The sequence below is a fragment of the Nocardia testacea NBRC 100365 genome, from assembly GCF_000308775.1.
GTDB classification, from domain to species: Bacteria; Actinomycetota; Actinomycetes; order Mycobacteriales; family Mycobacteriaceae; genus Nocardia; species Nocardia testacea.
In genome coordinates this window covers 1-17,797 of sequence record NZ_BAGJ01000037.1, presented here as the reverse complement: position 1 = coordinate 17,797, position 17,797 = coordinate 1, and the positions used below count along the sequence as shown (strand labels likewise).

The window sequence follows — 17,797 nt, the reverse complement described above, 5'->3', positions numbered from 1 at the left end:
GTCCACCGCCGCGACCGATCAGCGCGGCTCCCCCACCACCCGGGTCTCCACCCGCGCGGCCAGCGGTTTGCCGAGGAATACCGCGAACAACGCCGGCCGCCGCCGCTGCAACTCCAACCGGCCGCCGTCGGCCTCTATCAGGGCCCGCGCCAGCGCCAGGCCCACTCCCGTGGATCCCGCGCCGGAGAAACCCCGATCGAAGATATGCGGCGCCAGCTCGTCGCTGACCCCCTCGCCCTCGTCGGCGACCTGTACACAGACCAGCGGTTCGCGATCCTGCCCCGGGCGCACGGTGCGCACCGAGACCGTGCAGGTGCCGCCGCCGTGCATCAGCGCGTTGTCCACCAGCACCGTCACCGCCTCCCGTAGCCGGGAGCCGGAGATGGGCGCGCGCAGCGATTCGTCACCGGTCAGATACAGGGTGCGGCCGGCCTCCCGGAACGGATGGGTCCACTCGGTCACGATGCCGCGCAGTTCGTCCATCACCGGTACCGGATCGCGGTCGGTGGCGTCCTCGTCGCGCGAGGCCCGGACGAGATCATCGATGGCCTCGGTCAGCCGGTCGACCTGGGCCATGGCCTCCTCCGCCTCGTGCACCACGGCCGGATCGGTGTGCGCGGACAGCTCGTCGAGCCGCAGCCGGACCGCGGTCAACCGGCTGCGCAGCTGATGGGACACATCGGCGACCAGCGCGTGTTCGCGTTGCAGCCGGCCGGCGATCTCGACGGTCGCCGAATCGAGCACATCGGAGACCCGGTCGAGTTCGGCGATACCGTGGCGGCGCGGATCCGGGCGGAAATCGCCCATCGCGAGCCGGGCGGCCCGGGCGGCCACATCACGGATGGGATCGGCGACGCGGCGCGCGGTGACGATGGCGACCGTGATCGCCGCGCCCAGCGAGATCGCCACGGCCAGTGCCACCCCGGCCACCGCCTGTCGCTGCCGGGCCTCCATGGGAGTCGCGGGTACCTCGAGGCGCAGCGATACATCGGTGCCCATCGACAGCGACTCCACCAGCGGGTCGTGCACCGTCGCGGCCCCGACCTCGACCTTGACCGCCGTATCCTCCGGCGCCGGGTACACCACGGTGAGCCGCCCGCCCTCGGGCACCAGCGGCTGCACGGTGTGCAGGTCCAGGCCGCCGCTGATCACCCCGCTACCGTGTTCCTGACCGATCACCTCCGCGGAGATCAGTTCCAGCCGGCTGCGCAGATCGTTGCGGGTGATGTCCTCCACCCACAGCCACGCGGTGTAGGTGAGCGGCACCCCGAGCACCACAGTGGTCAGCATCAGCACGGTCAGCATCGACCGCAGAATCCGCCGCCGCACGTCAGTCGGTGTTCAACCGGAAACCGACACCGCGCACGGTGACGATCCGCCGTTCGGCCATCGGGCCCTCGTCGCCGATCTTGCGGCGCAACCAGGACATGTGCATATCCAGGGTCTTGGATCCGCGCAGTTCGGCGTCGCCCCAGACCTCACGCAGGATCGTCTCCCGGGGCACCACCTGGCCGGCGCGATCGATCAGCACCTTGAGCAGCTCGTACTCCTTGTTCGCCAAGCCGACTTCCACCCCGTTGACCAGCACCCGCCGTGCCGCCGGCTCCAGGCGGATCCCGCCGACCTCCACGGTGTCGTCGCCGATACCGCTGCGCCGCAGCAGGGCGCGGACCCGGGCCAGCAGTTCGGCCAGCCGGAAGGGCTTCCCGACGTAGTCGTCGGCGCCGGCGTCCAGCCCGACCACGAAATCGACTTCGTCGGTCCGGGCGGTCAGCATCAGAACCGCCATCTCGGCGCCGCGGGCCCGCACCTGCCGGCACACCTCCAGCCCGTCCATTCCCGGCAACCCGAGATCGAGGATCAGCAGATCATGGTGTCCTTCCAGAGCCCGGTCCAACACCGCGGGACCGAAGCTCTCCACGGTCACCGAATATCCCTCGCGGCCCAGCGCCCGCGAGAGCGGCGCCGCGATGGCCTCGTCGTCTTCGCCCAGCAATACGGCGGTCATGCGACAAGATTACGGTCCACCGCGCCGGTACCCGCCTCTTCACGGCCGGGCAGCGGTCCGCGGTGCCCGATCAGAAGCCGCCGTACCGGGGAGCTGCCTCGAAAACCTGGTGATAGAGCAGCGCATGCACCTGTTCCACCTGCGGGATATCGCTGTATTCCAAGGGTTCTTCGGACGAGGACCCGATGATCAGCTCTCCCGTCCCGAATATCCGGTCGACCAGCCCGTGCCGGAACTGCACACTGGAGATCCGGCTCATCGGGATATCGATACCGGTGTGGGTCATCACACCTTCGCGGGCCAGCACCCGGCGATCGGTGACGATGAAATGGGTGGATTTCCAGGTCACGATCGGCGCGATACTGCGCCATGCCAGCAGCAACAGCCACACGACCAGGATCACGAGCAGCAGGATCGACCGCCACGACTCGTCGGCGGTACGCCACACCAGGCCGCCCAGGAAGCCGGCCACCGCGGTCACCACGATCAGCGTGACAATAGGCCAGAACAGCATCTTCCAATGCGGATGGGTGTGCAGGATCAGTTCTTCGTCGGGCGCCAGCGCATCCTCCGGATAACCCATGAGCGCACGATACCCCCAAAAATCCCCGAAACCCCCGATCCAGGCCAGGTACGGAAAGCACTCACCCCACCAAACCCCTGCGGAGAAGCCCGCTCCCCGCCCCCCGCCGGAACTCTCAGTCCCCGGGTCGCAGGTGCGTCACATCCCCCGCCGCCACCGCCCGGTCCTCGATCAGCAATCGCCCCGCCGCGTCGATATCGCGAGCGATTCCCGTCAACACCCCGCCCCCCGGCAATTCCGCCCGGACCCGGGAGCCCAGCGTGGCACAGCGCTGCCGATACGCGTCGGCGAGCGTCTCCACGGCCCATCCGGATTCCTGCCACCGGGTGTAGCGGCGAGCGAACTCGGTCAGGAAGGACAGCACCAGGCGGGTGCGGTCGGTGTCGGCGGCGCCGCTGAGCAGCAGTGAGGTGGCGTGCGGCACGGGGAGTTCATCGGCGGTGAGGCTCACGTTCATGCCGATACCCACCACGATCGCCGGGCGGGGCCCCGCGGCGGCGACTTCGGCCAGGATGCCGGCGACCTTGCGGCCCTCGATCAGCACATCGTTGGGCCATTTCAGGGCGGCGGGCACCCGGGCGGTCGTCGTGAGCGTGTCGACCGCGGCGATACCGGTGAGCAGCGGCAACCAGCCGAGGGTTTCCGGGCCCAGGCCCGCGGGCCGGATGAGCAGGGACAGGGCGATCTGCGCGCGCGGCGGACTGGCCCAGGCGCGGGCGAGCCGGCCGCGGCCGCTCTCCTGCGCTTCCGCGACCAATACGACCCGGTCGATATCCGGGTCCGCGGCGCGCGCGATCAGGTCCGCGTTGGTGGATCCGGTCGATTCGATCACGTCGATTCCGGTGAAGAACGCCGGTTCCGGGGTTCCGGTCAGCGCTCGCCGCAACTGTTCGACGTCCAACGGTGGCCTCTGCACCAGGGCAGGGTACTGGCCGGGGGCGGTGGTCGCCGCACGGCGGGTGCGGCGACCACCGGGTCTAGCCGGCGAGGTCGTAGCCGATGGGCCCCGACACCGCGGACATCGCCTCGTTCTCCAGTGTGTCGGTCTCTTCGGATTCGTTCTCGGCGACTGTTTCGGTGATGGTCGGTTCCGGCTCGGTCACCCGGGTGAACGCCAAGGCCTCCGGGAATCGGCCGTCTCGAGTTGTCCAGTGCCACATAGCGGGCCACCTCCCCTCTGTGTTCCGAAAGTGGCCTGCCGCAAGGGTATTGCCCGGCACCGTAGAGCGAAAGCGAATTAATCGCGGGCCGCGCGCTCACGAGGCGGACGGGTTAGTCTTGTGACGGATCACCGGCGCGTGTCGTGTGGACGTCCGCCGCGATTCGCGGTACACATATGAACCGGTGACGACTTGTCCACCTGGGGTTTTCTCGACCGGGTTCTACTCGCCAGTAGCAGGATCTGGGTTAACAGGGCGGTGCGGCTCTGGTTACACTCCGAGCCATGACGAGTGTCCAGCAGCAGCCCACGCCGGATTCGGCAGGTGCGCCCGATATCCACACCACCGCCGGCAAACTGGCTGACCTGCGGAATCGGCTGGAAGAAGCCCAGCATCCGATGGGTGAGGCCGCGATCGACAAGGTGCACGCCAAGGGGAAGATGACCGCGCGGGAGCGCATTCTCGCCCTGCTCGACGAGGGCTCCTTCGTCGAACTCGATGCCCTGGCCCGGCACCGCAGCGTGAACTTCGGCCTCGACAAGCAGCGCCCGCTGGGCGACGGCGTGGTGACCGGCTACGGCACCATCGACGGCCGCGAGGTGTGCATCTTCAGCCAGGACGTCACCGTGTTCGGCGGCAGCCTGGGTGAGGTGTACGGCGAGAAGATCGTCAAGGTGATGGACCTGGCGCTCAAGACCGGCCGGCCGCTGATCGGGATCAACGAGGGCGCCGGCGCTCGTATCCAGGAGGGCGTGGTCTCGCTCGGTCTCTACGGCGAGATCTTCCACCGCAATATCCAGGCCTCCGGGGTGATCCCGCAGATCTCGCTGATCATGGGCGCCGCCGCGGGCGGTCACGTCTACTCCCCCGCGCTCACCGACTTCGTGGTGATGGTCGACCAGACCAGCCAGATGTTCATCACCGGGCCGGACGTCATCAAGACCGTCACCGGCGAAGAGGTCACCATGGAGGAACTGGGCGGCGCCCACACCCACATGGTGAAGTCGGGTTCCGCGCACTATGTGGCCTCCGGTGAACAGGACGCCCTGGACTACGTCAAGGATCTGCTGTCCTACCTGCCGAGCAACAACCGCGCCGAGGCGCCGCGCTTCCCGGCATCGGACCCGATCACCGGCGCCATCGAGGAATCCCTCACCGAAGAGGACATCGAACTCGACACCCTCATCCCGGATTCGCCGAACCAGCCCTACGACATGCACGAGGTCATCCGCCGGCTGCTCGACGACGACGAGTTCCTGGAGATCCAGGCCGAGCGGGCCATGAACATCATCGTGGGCTTCGGCCGGGTCGACGGCCGCAGTGTCGGTATCGTCGCCAACCAGCCCACCCAGTTCGCCGGCTGCCTCGATATCGACGCCTCGGAGAAGGCCGCGCGGTTCGTCCGCACCTGCGACGCGTTCAATGTCCCCATCATCACCCTGGTGGATGTGCCCGGCTTCCTGCCCGGCACCGATCAGGAGTACAACGGCATCATCCGGCGCGGCGCCAAGCTGCTCTACGCCTACGGAGAGGCCACTGTGGGCAAAATCACGATCATCACCCGTAAGGCCTACGGCGGCGCCTACGACGTCATGGGTTCCAAGCATATGGGCGCCGATGTGAACCTGGCCTGGCCCACCGCCCAGATCGCCGTCATGGGCGCCTCCGGCGCGGTCGGTTTCGTATACCGCAAGAAGCTGGCCGACGCCGCGCGCGACGGGTCCGACGTGGACAAACTGCGCCTGGAACTGCAGAACGAGTACGAGGACACCTTGGTCAATCCGTACGTCGCCGCCGAGCGCGGTTACGTGGACGCGGTGATCCCGCCGTCGCATACTCGCGGCCAGATCGTCTCCGCGCTGCGGCTGCTGGAGCGGAAGATGGTCACCATGCCTCCGAAGAAACACGGCAACATCCCGCTGTGATCCGGCGATACGCTCTGTAGGCCGCACACTGATTTCGGGTATGCGATCGGTGAGAGAAGATCGACCAGGTTCCGCTGAACCGCGCGAGCCCGCTCGAGGCAAGAGAGAGGATCTGGCACTGTGACGATTGTGGCAGAAGAAGAAGTATTGGCCGCAGCAGAACTGGACCTCGCGACCAGGGATGTGCCGGCCGATGCCGCGACCGAAGCCGCCGCGGGCACTGCCGCCGCGACGAACGGGGAGAAGCCGTTCCTCGTGATCGAGAAAGGCGCGCCGACCGACGCGGAGATCGCCGCGCTGGTCTGTGTGTTCACCGCTGCCGCCGCCGCGGGTTCGGCACCCGCGGCTTCCGGTCCGCAGGATCTGTGGGGTAAGCCGACAATGATGCACCGCGGCAACTCCCCGTTCTCGCCGTACTCCTATCCGCAGCTGTCGCATCTGCGGTTCTGACACCGAACTCAGGAGAACTTCAGACGTGACCCGGCTGGTCCTCGCGTCCGCGTCACCTGCTCGCCGGTCGGTACTGCGTGCCGCGGGCATCGAACCTCTCGTCCGGGTTTCGGATGTGGACGAGGACGCCGTAGCGGCGGCCCTTCCGGCCGGTACCGGGCCCCGGGAGGTGGTCGTCGAACTGGCCCGGGCGAAGGCCCACGCTGTCGCGTCCACCCTGGCCGATGACGCCCCGGGTCCCGACCTCGTCGTCGTCGGCTGTGACTCCATGCTGCTGATCGACGGCCGCCTCCAGGGCAAACCCCATACCCCGGAGGTGGCTCTCGCGCGCTGGCAGGCCATGGCCGGGCATTTCGCGGACCTGGTCACCGGGCACTGTGTACTGCGCGTGCGCGACGGCATCGTCACCGCCGAGGCGATCGATTGCAGCGCCACCACCGTCCACTTCGGTAAACCCGATCCCGCCGAACTGGACGCCTACATCGCCACCGGCGAACCGCTGCAGGTGGCGGGCGCGTTCACCCTCGACGGCCTGGGGGGCTGGTTCGTCGACCGAATCGACGGTGACCCCTCCAGCGTCGTCGGGATCGGGCTACCACTGTTGCGCCGACTGCTCCAGGAAGTGGGGGTTGGCGTCGCCCAACTGTGGGCCGACCACACCTGAGGGCGGAGCGCCGCGGAACACCCGCCCACCCTGCTGCCCCGCGGACGGCGCCATCGGCCCGGTAGCGGGCGGGAACGGCTCGGACTCCAGGGAGGCCGACGCGGGCGGCAATTGGCTACCCGGCGGCACCGTCTGCCCCGATACCCGTGACAACCGCGTCGCCTGCCCGGCGGCCGCATCGATATGCCCGGGCTGCGGGCGCCGGCGCGCGGCGGTCACCGCGGCGTCGGCCGCTTCCGCGGCCGGGGTCTGCGCCGGCGGCGGACCCACCCGCCGCAGCCGCACCTCGCACATCTCCTCGGTCACGAATGGCACGAGTTCGGCCTCGACCACGCTCTGGGCCCCGGAACGCTCCAGCAGCGCCGCCAGTAGCCCGCGATGCACCCCGCACACCACTTCGGTATGGGTCCGCGCCAGATCCCGCAGCGGACAGGCGGTCAGCCGGACCACCGCGTGCTCGGGATCGCGCGCGGCGTTCTCCCGCCCGTCCCGTTCGGGGGCGAAACCCAGCTCCGACATCAGCGAGACGACGCGGTCCTTGGCCTCGCGCACCGACTCGACCGGTTCACCGGCGGTGTCCAGCTTGTCTCCCCACGCCCGTCCCGCGGCGCGGCCCGCCGCCGCCTGCCGCTCCGGATCGGGCCCCAACTGGTCGGCCAGAACCTGGGCCAGGTCCTGATAGCCGATGGTCCGCTGGACCGCGCGGTAGCCGATCCGCGGCCGCCCCCGGCCCCGCGGCGGCTGCTGGAACTGCCGGACCAGCGATTCCCGGGTGAGGATGTCGAGGTGGAACCGCACCGTGGTGACGTGCTGGCCGGTGATCTGCGCGAGCTGCTGCGCGTCCAAGGGCTCGCTCGCGCCGCGGAGGATCGCGAGCAGGCGCCGCCGCGGCCAAGAATCAGACATGCTCACCCCTCCTTCGGGGAGACTTTATCGGAGACATGTGCGATCAAAACGCCCATTGCACCGACTCTGTGCTCATCAACAAGTTCACTTCGCCACACTTACTATCCACAGTGCGGCTCGAACCTGTCGTCAGCACTGCCCGCCTCCTGTGAAGGAACCCGAACGTGCCCGTCGCCCCGGACCCATATCCCGCCTTCGCTTCCTATGCGCACCCACACCGTCTGGTAACCACGGAATGGCTGTCGGCAAACCTCGGCACGTCCGGTTTGAAGATCATCGAATGTAATGCCGATGTCCTCCTCTACGGCATAGGCCATGTTCCCGGGGCCAGCAAGCTCGACTGGCGCAGCGACCTCGACGACCCGGTGACCCGTGACTATATCGATGGCGAACGGTTCACCGAACTCATGCGCTCCCAGGGCGTCGAACACGACGACACCGTCGTGCTGTACGGCAACGACGGTAACTCGCACGCCGCCCACGCGCTGTGGCTTTTCACCATGTTCGGTCACCGGGACGTCCGGCTCCTGGACGGCGGCCGCGACGCCTGGATCGGCGAGGGCCGGGATATGGTCTTCGAAACCCCCGAACCAGCGCGCAGCCGGTATCCGCAGGTCGAGCGGGACGATACGGCGATCCGCGCTTTCCGCGAGGATGTCCTCGAGCACCTGGGCGAACCGCTGGTCGACGTACGTTCCCCGCACGAATACGCGGGCGACCCCGGCGAGGGCGGCCCCGGCACCGCCCTGCGGGGCGGCCACATCCCCACCGCGGTCAACATTCCCTGGACCAGCGCCCTCACCCCCGGCTCCCGCTTCCGCGGCCGCACCGAACTGGACGAGATCTACGGCATCGTCGAGCCGGGCCCGATCACCGTGTACAGCGGTGTCGGCGAACGTTCCAGCCACACCTGGTTCGTCCTGAAGTACCTGCTGGGCCGCGAGACGGTACGCAACTACGACGGCTCCTGGACCGAATGGGGAAACTCGGTCCGCATGCCCATAGCCACCGGCGGAGTATGACCGGAGATCCCCGAAGACTGCCCCTCCCAAAGCAGGTCCACATACCAACCTGCAACATCCACGCCAACGCAACCCCCTGCGTCGAGTTTTACGAGACACCTCCAAGGGTTGAGGCCCGTCTCGCCGTTTCGGCCTCGAAAGCGCCCGCGCGAAGCGCAAGTCTCGAGGCCGAAACGGCGAGACCAAGGGGGCCTCAACCCCGCGCCGCCGCAGGCGGCGCCAAAAAACACAGCACCTTCACGAGCAGGCCCACCCCTCACCTACACCAGCGGCCCCACCCCTCAACTTCACGAGCAAGCCCACCCCTCAACTTCACGAGCAAGCCCACCCCTCACCTTCCCGAGCAAGCCCGCCTTTCATCTACACCAGCGACCCCACTCCTCACCTTCTCGAGCAGGCCCACCCCCTCCCCACAACGAAAGCTCACCCGGCTCCCGCCGCACCCGGCCGTGACCACTACTCCCACTCCTGCCCCGCGGACCCGGGCAGACGCGCTCGGCCGAATCACCGCACTGGTTCGGATGACCGAAACTCGGCATCTTCCGAGAGCGCGGCATCGTGCCACATGGTCCCGGCGGATCCATTGTGATCTGCGACCTACTGCCCGGTAGCCCTATCCGAGTTCCGGCTTTGTTGGCAGACTGCCTACACTCGCCCCGAGACAGATAGTGTCGACCACGGGCGCGGAGCCCGCGTAGCGGATCCGAACCCACGGACCCGGAGCCCACCAAGCGATCCGATCCTCTTCGGAAGCCGGACAGCGGACCCCGATCCGCGGGAGCGGAGCCGAAGCGCGGCCCATCCCGCACAGCGAACACAGAGATTGCACACAGGAGGCTCAGTGCCCAGCCATGCCAGCGCGCGGATCACGAAGGTACTCGTAGCTAACCGAGGCGAGATTGCCGTGCGCGTTATCCGGGCGGCCAAGGACGCCGGCCTCGGCAGTGTCGCGGTTTACGCGGAACCCGATGCCGACGCACCCTTCGTCAAGCTCGCCGACGAAGCCTTCGCCCTCGGCGGGCAGACCTCTGCCGAGTCGTACCTGGTCTTCGACAAGATCCTGGATGCCGCCGCCAAATCCGGCGCCGATGCCATCCACCCGGGTTACGGCTTCCTCTCCGAGAACGCCGACTTCGCCCAGGCCGTCCTCGATGCCGGGCTGATCTGGATCGGCCCGTCGCCGCAGTCCATCCGCGACCTCGGTGACAAGGTCACCGCGCGGCATATCGCCGAGCGGGCGAAGGCGCCGATGGCCGCGGGCACCAAGGACCCGGTGAAGAACGCCGACGAGGTCGTCGAGTTCGCGAAGAAGTACGGCGTGCCGGTCGCGATCAAGGCCGCCTTCGGTGGCGGTGGCCGCGGGATGAAGGTCGCGCACACCATCGAGGAGATTCCCGAACTGTTCGAGTCGGCGACCCGCGAGGCGGTCGCCGCCTTCGGTCGCGGGGAATGCTTCGTGGAGCAGTACCTGGACAAGGCCCGCCACGTCGAGGCACAGGTCATCGCCGACCAGCACGGCAATGTGATCGTCGCCGGCACCCGTGACTGCTCGCTGCAGCGCCGCTTCCAGAAGCTGGTCGAGGAGGCTCCGGCCCCGTTCCTGACCGACGATCAGCGGGCACGTATCCACGCCTCGGCCAAGGCCATCTGCAGGGAGGCCGGGTACTACGGCGCCGGCACGGTCGAATACCTGGTGCAGGGCGACACCGTCTCGTTCCTCGAGGTCAACACCCGTCTGCAGGTCGAGCACCCGGTCACCGAGGAGACCTCCGGTATCGATCTGGTCCGCCAGCAGTTCCGCATCGCCAACGGCGAGAAGCTGGAGATCACCGAGGACCCGACTCCGCGCGGGCACTCCTTCGAGTTCCGGATCAACGGCGAGGACGCGGGCCGCGGCTTCCTGCCGGCCCCCGGCCCGGTCACCGTGTACTCCGAGCCGACCGGCCCGGGTGTGCGCGTCGACTCCGGCGTGGTGGCCGGCAGCGTGATCGGCGGCCAGTTCGACTCGATGCTGGCCAAACTGATCGTGACCGGCGAAAACCGGACCCAGGCGCTGGAGCGGGCGCGGCGGGCGCTCGCCGAGTTCCACGTGGAGGGTCTGGCCACGGTCATCCCGTTCCACCGGGCGATCGTCGAGGATCCGGCCTTCATCGGCGACGGCGAATCGTTCGACGTCTACACCAAGTGGATCGAGACCGAGTGGAAGAACACCGTCGAGCCGTTCACCGGCGGTGCCCCGGCCGAGGACGATGAGGAACCACGGCAGAAGGTCGTGGTCGAGGTCGGCGGCCGCCGGGTCGAGGTGTCGCTGCCGGGCCAGTTCTCGATCGGTTCGGGCGCTCCCGCGGCGGCCGGTGCGGTCCGCAAGAAGCCGAAGCCGCGTACCCGCGGTGGCGCGGGCGGCGGCGCCGCCTCCGGTGACGCGGTCACCGCCCCCATGCAGGGCACCGTGGTCAAGGTCGCGGTCGAAGAAGGCCAGACCGTCGAGGCGGGCGATCTGATCGTGGTGCTCGAGGCCATGAAGATGGAGAACCCGGTGAACGCGCACAAGGCCGGTGTGGTCACCGGCCTGAACGTGGCGGCCGGTGCCGCGATCACCCAGGGCACCGTTCTCGCCGAGATCAAGTAGCGCTCGCGCTGCGGGCCGCGACCGGTATGCGACGGCATGCCGACCAGCGAGCCAACAGTGGATGCACACTGCTCCGGAGCGGGTGCGCGGCCGATTGCCGCCACCCGCTCCGGCGTAGGGTGACCTGGTGAGCCCAGTACAACCGACGGTCGCGGAGGTGATCCGCGGCCGTTTCGCATCCGAGAGCCGGGCCGACGGCCATCGGCTCGTACTCGTCGTCGAGGGTGGCGGCAGCCGCGGGGTGTACTCCAGCGGAATGGTGCACGCACTGGAACAGCTCGGACTGGCGCGGGTCTTCGATGCCGTGTACGGCACCTCGGCGGGCGCGATCAATGCCGCGTGGCTGCTGTGCGGCCGGGCGGGGCGGGGTTTGCAGGCCTGGACCGACGCCGCGATCATGCGCCGGGCCATCGATCCGGCCCGGATGCTGCGCGGTCGGCCCGCCTTCGATCTGAACTACCTGGTGCACAAGGTGTACGACGGGCTGCATCCGATGGATTTCCCGGCCATCCTCGCCAACAAGACCACCTTTCACCCCATCGCCACCGATATCCACACCGGCGAACCGGTGGACCTGCATCCCTTCATCGTCGACAAGGTGACGCTGCAGACCGCGCTTCGGGCGTCCTCCGGACTGCCGCTGCTGGCCGGTCCTCCGGTGGAACTGGGCGGGCGCCGCTACTTCGACGGCGGTCTCTCGGAAACGGTCCCGGTACGCAGCGCGCTGAAGGCCGGAGCCACCCATGCGCTCATCCTGCGGACCAGGCGCGCCGACGAACGCCGTCCCCCGCCGCCCTGGCTGCACGACGTGGTCGGCGGCACCTATATGCGGTTCATCGCCCCCGGGGCCTACCGGGCGTGGAAACTGCGGCCCGGCCAGCAGACGCTGGAGGACGGGGTGATCGCCGGGATGGGCGCGGCGGCCCGCCAGATCCATCCGCCGGCCGGATCACCGGATATCAGCAGCGTCGAAACCGATCCCGGCATCCTCACGCGCGGTATGGAGATCGGCCGCCGCGTAGTGGCCGAGCTCTTCGCCGAGCTCAGCTGTGTTCATGGCGCCGCCTCCGGCAGCGCGGAGCCGGCGCCCTCCTGACCCCGGTTCCACGCTGCGCCGATCGGCCGCCGCGCTCCTTCGCCCTGTCACTCCGTACGGGGCAGGACCCGGCCACGGATGCCGGCCGGGCACTCGGAGTAGACCTGTCCGGCCCGGCAGGATCTGGCCTGCGTTCGCGCCGGCCCCTGGTGGATCGGACGGACTGCCGTGCGTCGATCCGATGCCGGCATCGTCGCCTCGATCCGATACCGGCATATCTGCCCGTCGGCCCGTTCGCGGATCAGTCGAAACGGATGCCCTGGGCCAGGGGTAGCTCGGTGGAGTAGTTGATGGTGTTGGTGGCGCGCCGCATATAGGCCTTCCAGGCATCCGAGCCCGATTCACGGCCGCCGCCGGTATGCTTCTCGCCGCCGAACGCGCCGCCGATCTCCGCGCCGGAGGTGCCGATATTGACATTGGCGATCCCGCAGTCCGAACCGTCGGCGGCGAGGAAGCGTTCGGCCTCCCGCTGGTCGGTGGTGAAGATCGCCGAGGACAGCCCCTGCGGAACGCCGTTGTGCAGGGCCAGGGCGGTGTCGAAATCGTCGTAGGTGAGGACGTAGAGGATCGGAGCGAAGGTCTCCTCGCGAACCACCTCGGTCTGGGCGGGCATCCGCACGATCGCCGGGTCGGCGTAGTAGGCCTCCGGCCCCACGCCCTCGGGTTCGAACCGCTCGCCCCCGCACAACACCTCACCTCCGTCACCGCGAGCGCGCGCCAGCGCGTCCCACATCCCGGCCCACGCGCCGGGCCCGTGCAGCGGCCCCACCTGGACACCCGGATCGAGCGGATTCCCCACCCGCAACTGCCCGTACGCGCGCACCAGGCGGTCGAGCAGTTCGTCGACGATCGAGGAGTGCACGATGAGCCGGCGCAGACTGGTGCAGCGCTGGCCGGCGGTGCCGACGGCCGCGAAGACGATGGCCCGGACCGCGAGGTCCAGATCGGCGGACGGGCCGACCACGGCGGCGTTGTTCCCGCCCAACTCCAGCAGGCAGCGACCGAACCGGGCGGCCACCCGCGGCCCGACCGCCCGGCCCATCGCCACCGAACCCGTCGCGCTCACCAATGCGACCCGCTCGTCGTCGGTCAGTCGTACTCCGGCGTCCGCGGGCCCCAGGATCAGCCGATGGACCCGGTCGTCCGCCCCGGCGGCGGCCGTGGCGCGGCGCAGCAGCGTATGACAGGCCAGCGCGGTGAGCGGGGTGCGGTCCGAGGGCTTCCACACCACGGTGTCGCCGCAGACCAGTGCGACAGCGGTGTTCCAGGCCCAGACCGCGACCGGGAAATTGAAGGCCGAGATCACCCCCACGACACCGAGCGGATGCCAGGTCTCCATGAGCCGGTGGCCCGGCCGCTCCGAGGCCATCGTGTACCCGTAGAGCTGGCGCGACAGCCCCACCGCGAACTCGCAGATATCGATCATCTCCTGGACCTCGCCGCGCGCCTCGGCGGGGATCTTGCCCACTTCGAGAGTGACGAGTTCGGCGAGTTCGTCCTGGTGGCGGCGCAACAGGACGGCGAGTTCGCGCACCACGGCAGCCCGCCGCGGAGCCGGGACCAGCCGCCAGGTGGTGAAGGCGGCGGCCGCCTCGGCGATCGCGGTATCTATTTCGGCGGGGCCGTCGGGTCGCAGGCCGATCAGCACCCCGCCGTCGATCGGGCAGCGCACGAGCATATCGCCGGGCGCCGGCTCCGGGATCTCCAGTGCGCGCAGCAGCGCGCCGACCCGGCCGGCGTATCCGGCGCCGGCGGTCTTCTGTTCGGTCTCGGTCATCGCGAACTCCTCGGGTTCGGCCGGACGAAATACGCTGTGCGAATAGGACGGCCGGAGAATGAACGTTCACAACAGTGTTCCGGCGGTGTGTCCGCTACGTTAGCCTTCGCTGATGGCGGAAACACCGGCAAAACCAACCCTGGACGAGATCGATCGCCTGCTGATCCGGGAACTGATGGCCGATGGACGGGCGACCCTGTCCAATCTGGCCGAGAAGGCGAGTCTTTCGGTATCCGCCGTGCAGTCACGGGTGCGCAGGCTCGAGGCGCGCGGCGTGATCCGTGGTTACACCGCGAACGTCGATCCCGAGGCGCTGGGACAGCTGCTGTCGGCATTTGTGGCGATCACCCCTCTCGATCCTTCCCAGCCCGACGATGCCCCGGCGGCACTGCAGAACATGCCCGGGATCGAGGCCTGCCATTCGGTGGCGGGCGACGAGAGCTACATCCTGCTGGTCCGGGTGGCCTCGCCGCGGCATCTGGAGCAGTTGCTGCAGCAGATCCGGGCTACGGCCAATGTCCGAACCCGGAGCACCATAATCCTGCAGACATTCTACGAAAAGTAGCCGAGACCGTAACAACTCTTATTAGTTACGGACTTGTCAGTAAATCTTCCTGACAAGCCGATGTCCGGTCCCGTACCGTCGGAGTGTGACCATCGAACTGGAGCACTCCGGCACGGGCGATGGCAGGACAGATGGCCGCATCCCCGCCTCTCGCGTGTTCGAGACCCTGTCGGCCAGTATGCTCGCCGACGGTTTCGACCTGGTACTCGACCTGCGCGCCTCGCGCGGCCGCCATCTGGTGGACGCCCGCGACGGCAGCGACTACCTCGACATGTTCGGTTTCTTCGCCTCCAGCGCGCTCGGGATGAACCATCCCGCGCTGACCGAGGACGCCGGGTTCCGCGCCGAATTGACCACGGCCGCACTGAACAAGCCGAGCAACTCCGATATCTACACGGTCGAGATGGCGCGTTTCGTGGACACCTTCGTCCGGGTGCTCGGCGATCCGCGCCTACCGCATCTGTTCCTCATCGACGGTGGCGCCCTGGCGGTGGAGAACGCGCTCAAAACCGCCTTCGACTGGAAGAGCCGGCACAACGAACTCCACGGGCGCACCCCGCGACCCGGATACGAGGGCGGGGTGCTGCACCTGACGGGCGCCTTCCACGGCCGCAGCGGATACACCCTGTCGCTGACCAACACCGACCCGGTCAAAACCGAACGCTTTCCGTCCTTCGACTGGCCGCGGATCGAAACACCCTGGCTCGCACCGGATATCGATACCGAGGCAGCCGAGCGGCGCGCGCTCGACCAGGCCGTCCACGCCTTCGCCGAGCGGCCCCACGGCATCGCCTGCTTCATCGCCGAACCGATCCAGGGCGAAGGCGGCGACCGGCATATGCGCCCGGAGTTCCTGCGCGCGGTCCAGGAACTGTGCCACGCCAACGACGCGCTGTTCATCCTGGACGAGGTGCAGACCGGTGTCGGCATCACCGGAAGTACCTGGGCCTACCGGCAACTCGGGCTCGAACCGGACGTGGTGGCGTTCGGGAAGAAGACGCAGGTGTGCGGGATCATGGCCGGCGGCCGGGTGGACGAGGTCGACGACAATGTCTTCACGGTGCCCTCCCGCCTGAACTCCACCTGGGGTGGCAATCTCACCGATATGGTGCGCGCCACCCGGATCCTCGAGGTCATCGAACGCGAGGACCTGATCGCCCGGGCCGCCGAGCTGGGTGCACTGCTGCTCGATCTGCTGCGCGACCTCGCCGAACGCCACACCGCAGTCTCCGAACCGCGCGGACGCGGCCTGATGTGCGCTGTCACGCTGTCCGACAATGCCTTCCGTGATGCCGTCCTCACCACTTTGCGGGAACGCGAACGGGTGCTCATGATCGGCTCCGGCGAACGCGGCATCCGCTTCCGGCCGCCGCTGACGGTGGAGCCCGACGAACTCATCGCGGCGGTGACCGCGCTGGACCGCGTGCTCACCGACCTCGGCTGACGGCGGAACTCTCAGACCGTATCGGGTCGCAGACCCAGCGCGCCCGTGGCGAACCGGCGCACCGCTTCCGCCGCGGCGATCAGCGCCGCCTGCTGACCGGGCCGGGCCCAGCCCTCGACCGCCGCGGTCCCGTCCGGTCGCGGGGTCACCCCGATCTCGGCCACCAGCTCCGCGGTGACCGGGTCGCACACCGCCCAGGAGAAATGGGATTCCGCCGTCCACTCGGCGCCGCGGCGGGCCACGTATTCCGGGTCGGTGATCCCGCCCGAGGCCAGCGCGGGCCGGTCGTCGATCCGGTCGTCGGCCCGCAGCGCCCGCAGATACCATGCGCCCGCGTTGATCTCGATCGCCTCCATCCGGTCACCCTCGCACAGCCCGCCGTGGCCGGCCGAGGCCGGTTCGGCTTCGCGGGAATCACGGTCGCAGACGATCTCGGTCGGCGACCTCACACTGGGCCGTACCACCGACCGCGGATAGGGTCGAGGTACAGTCCGGCCCCGGGCAGGTCCCGGATCACCGCGACCCCGGACCGCGGGCCGGGACAGGGAAGGATGCGTCATGACCGGGCAGCGATTGGGCCCCTACCGGCTCGAGCGATTGCTCGGCCAGGGTGGGATGGGCCAGGTGTGGCTTGCCCACGCCGAGCCCGGCGACGGCCGTCCGGGCGGGCAAGTCGCGCTCAAGCTGCTCCCCGTCGAACTCGCCGCCGATCAGACCTACCGCAGCCGGTTCGAACGCGAAGCCGAACTCGCCGCCCGCCTGCACGACAGCCATATCGTGCCGATCCACGCCCACGGTGCGCTGGACGGCCGCCTGTTCATCGAGATGGAATACGTCGAGGGCGACGATCTGGGCCGGGTCCTGCGCACGAACGGCCCGCTGACCCCGCGGCGCGCGGTCGATATCGTCGCCCAGACCGCGGCAGCGCTGGATGCGGCGCACCGGGCCGGCCTGGTGCACCGGGACGTGAAACCGTCCAATATCGTCGTCCGGCGCGACGGTTTCGTGTACCTCATCGACTTCGGTATCGCCCACGGCGCCGGTAGCACCGCCCTCACCGCCTCCGGGCTGGCGGTCGGGACCTGGGCGTACATGGCTCCGGAACGGTTCACCGGGCACACCGACGCCCGCGCCGATATCTACTCCCTGGGCTGTGTGCTCTACGAATGCCTGGCCGGTACGCGCCCGTTCGGCGATACCGATCCGGCGCGGCAGATGCACGACCATCTCACGACCGCGCCACCCAGTGTCCGCGCGCTGGTACCGGGGGTTCCGGCGGAACTGGACCGCGTGATCTCCCGGGCGCTGGCCAAGAACCCCGGCGACCGCTACCGCACCGCCGGCGAGTTCGCGCGGGCCGCGCGGGGCGCGCTCCCCGGGGCGGCGGCCACACCGGGCTCCGGCATGGCCGAGCACCCCGGCACCCGTCACTACGAACTGGACGATCGGCCCCACGAGGCCCTCGCGGCCCATCCGGGGACCCGGGCGTACACGGAACACGTCCCCGGTGGCACGGCGGCCGTACAGTCCCCGTCCCACCCGGCCACCCGCGCCTACACCGAACTCGC

The 17,797-nt window shown here is 68.9% G+C and carries 17 protein-coding genes; 9 read left to right on the top strand and 8 right to left on the bottom strand.

The annotated features are described in order from the left end of the window. Window positions 1-18 precede the first annotated feature (18 nt). The 5 genes from ON38_RS04945 to ON38_RS35825 form a co-directional block, all read right to left on the bottom strand. Entirely contained in the window at window positions 19-1,329 is a 1,311-nt protein-coding gene (locus ON38_RS04945; RefSeq protein ID WP_039822723.1) for a sensor histidine kinase, read from the bottom strand. 1 nt (window position 1,330) lies between these two features. Beyond that, a complete protein-coding gene (locus ON38_RS04940; RefSeq protein ID WP_030522487.1) occupies window positions 1,331-2,008 on the bottom strand; it encodes a response regulator transcription factor in 678 nt (225 codons plus the stop codon). Between the two features lie 70 nt (window positions 2,009-2,078). Next, entirely contained in the window at window positions 2,079-2,591 is a 513-nt protein-coding gene (locus ON38_RS04935; RefSeq protein WP_039822722.1) for a PH domain-containing protein, read from the bottom strand. 115 nt (window positions 2,592-2,706) lie between these two features. After that, window positions 2,707-3,507 carry a biotin--[acetyl-CoA-carboxylase] ligase gene (locus ON38_RS04930; protein ID WP_039822721.1) on the bottom strand — a complete coding sequence of 267 codons (801 nt, stop codon included), beginning with the start codon at window positions 3,505-3,507 and terminating at the stop codon, window positions 2,707-2,709. A gap of 61 nt (window positions 3,508-3,568) precedes the next feature. Further along, a complete protein-coding gene (locus ON38_RS35825; protein WP_157181666.1) occupies window positions 3,569-3,751 on the bottom strand; it encodes a hypothetical protein in 183 nt (60 codons plus the stop codon). A 284-nt stretch (window positions 3,752-4,035) separates the two neighbouring features. On the opposite strand from ON38_RS35825, the gene ON38_RS04925 reads away from it, so the two are divergent. The 3 genes from ON38_RS04925 (at window position 4,036) to ON38_RS04915 (ending at window position 6,790) form a co-directional block, all read left to right on the top strand. Next, on the top strand, window positions 4,036-5,676 hold the full coding sequence (locus ON38_RS04925; RefSeq protein ID WP_039822720.1) for an acyl-CoA carboxylase subunit beta: 1,641 nt from the start codon (window positions 4,036-4,038) through the stop codon (window positions 5,674-5,676). A 120-nt stretch (window positions 5,677-5,796) separates the two neighbouring features. Beyond that, window positions 5,797-6,126 carry an acyl-CoA carboxylase subunit epsilon gene (locus tag ON38_RS04920; protein ID WP_083872268.1) on the top strand — a complete coding sequence of 110 codons (330 nt, stop codon included), beginning with the start codon at window positions 5,797-5,799 and terminating at the stop codon, window positions 6,124-6,126. A 25-nt stretch (window positions 6,127-6,151) separates the two neighbouring features. After that, a complete protein-coding gene (locus ON38_RS04915; RefSeq protein ID WP_039822719.1) occupies window positions 6,152-6,790 on the top strand; it encodes a Maf family protein in 639 nt (212 codons plus the stop codon). Here the strand turns inward: ON38_RS04915 and ON38_RS37385 are convergent. Continuing rightward, window positions 6,719-7,696, bottom strand: a complete 978-nt coding sequence (locus tag ON38_RS37385; RefSeq protein ID WP_039822718.1) for a helix-turn-helix transcriptional regulator — start codon at window positions 7,694-7,696, stop codon at window positions 6,719-6,721. The genes ON38_RS04915 and ON38_RS37385 overlap by 72 nt on opposite strands. A 164-nt stretch (window positions 7,697-7,860) precedes the next feature. On the opposite strand from ON38_RS37385, the gene ON38_RS04905 reads away from it, so the two are divergent. The 3 genes from ON38_RS04905 to ON38_RS04895 all read left to right on the top strand — a co-directional run bounded on the left by ON38_RS04905 (window position 7,861) and on the right by ON38_RS04895 (window position 12,443). After that, a complete protein-coding gene (locus ON38_RS04905; RefSeq protein ID WP_039822716.1) occupies window positions 7,861-8,718 on the top strand; it encodes a sulfurtransferase in 858 nt (285 codons plus the stop codon). Between the two features lie 841 nt (window positions 8,719-9,559). Then, complete coding sequence (locus ON38_RS04900; protein WP_039822715.1) at window positions 9,560-11,347, top strand: acetyl/propionyl/methylcrotonyl-CoA carboxylase subunit alpha; 1,788 nt, start codon at window positions 9,560-9,562, stop codon at window positions 11,345-11,347. A 127-nt stretch (window positions 11,348-11,474) separates the two neighbouring features. Beyond that, window positions 11,475-12,443, top strand: coding sequence for a patatin-like phospholipase family protein (locus tag ON38_RS04895; protein ID WP_051164387.1), 969 nt, complete (start codon window positions 11,475-11,477; stop codon window positions 12,441-12,443). Between the two features lie 241 nt (window positions 12,444-12,684). Here ON38_RS04895 and amaB read toward each other — a convergent pair whose 3' ends face one another. Then, window positions 12,685-14,220 carry an L-piperidine-6-carboxylate dehydrogenase gene (gene amaB / locus ON38_RS04890; RefSeq protein ID WP_039822713.1) on the bottom strand — a complete coding sequence of 512 codons (1,536 nt, stop codon included), beginning with the start codon at window positions 14,218-14,220 and terminating at the stop codon, window positions 12,685-12,687. A gap of 112 nt (window positions 14,221-14,332) precedes the next feature. On the opposite strand from amaB, the gene ON38_RS04885 reads away from it, so the two are divergent. After that, window positions 14,333-14,785: an Lrp/AsnC family transcriptional regulator gene (locus ON38_RS04885; RefSeq protein ID WP_030522498.1), complete on the top strand. Its 453-nt coding sequence runs from the start codon at window positions 14,333-14,335 to the stop codon at window positions 14,783-14,785. 85 nt (window positions 14,786-14,870) lie between these two features. After that, a complete protein-coding gene (gene lat / locus ON38_RS04880; protein ID WP_051164386.1) occupies window positions 14,871-16,229 on the top strand; it encodes an L-lysine 6-transaminase in 1,359 nt (452 codons plus the stop codon). Window positions 16,230-16,240: 11 nt separating this feature from the next. On the opposite strand, the gene ON38_RS04875 is transcribed toward lat, so the two are convergent. After that, entirely contained in the window at window positions 16,241-16,585 is a 345-nt protein-coding gene (locus ON38_RS04875; protein ID WP_039822779.1) for a hypothetical protein, read from the bottom strand. Between the two features lie 202 nt (window positions 16,586-16,787). Here ON38_RS04875 and ON38_RS04870 point away from each other — a divergent pair. Continuing rightward, on the top strand, window positions 16,788-17,797 hold a 1,010-nt coding region (locus tag ON38_RS04870), incomplete at its 3' end, for a serine/threonine-protein kinase (RefSeq protein WP_157181665.1).